The 478-nt window shown below is 66.3% G+C and carries 1 protein-coding gene; it reads right to left on the minus strand.

The window, feature by feature from the left end; all coding sequences use genetic code 11:
• Positions 1-478 (minus strand): 2Fe-2S iron-sulfur cluster-binding protein (locus A3728_RS14245; RefSeq protein WP_236630517.1); only part of this gene is annotated, 478 nt, incomplete at both ends.

The raw sequence follows: 478 nt of genomic DNA on the forward strand, positions 1-478 counted from the left end.
TCGATCCCGTCGTTTTTCTGCGGCGGGTTCGCCATGGAGTAGTTGCGGCTGTCGCCGTCCTCCATCACCACCCGCAGGTATTGACCGGCGCGGAACGGCGCGCGTTGCCCGATCGGCAGGCGGAACTGGATCACGGCCACGTCCGGCGCCGGGCGGGTGATCTTTCGCACCTTCGCCTCCAGCGTCTTGCGCTCCACCGGCTCCACCTTCTGGATCCGGGTCGGCGTGATCTGAAGATCGGTCAGCGGACGGGCCTGGCACAGCTTGACGCCCTCGGCGGGACCGGCCTGAACCCCCTGCCCGCGCACCATCGCCTCGCCCGCCGCGATTCCGCCTTCGCAGGACGAACACACGCCCTTGCGGCATGAGTAGGGAATGGCGTAGCCCGCGCGATCAGCCGCGTCGAGGACGGTTTCGTCCTCTTCGCAGTCGAAGCCGATATCGTCATGGTCGGTGACGGTTATACGAAAACTCACTG

The organism is Sulfitobacter sp. HI0040 (genome assembly GCF_001634885.1).
GTDB lineage: Bacteria > Pseudomonadota > Alphaproteobacteria > Rhodobacterales > Rhodobacteraceae > Sulfitobacter.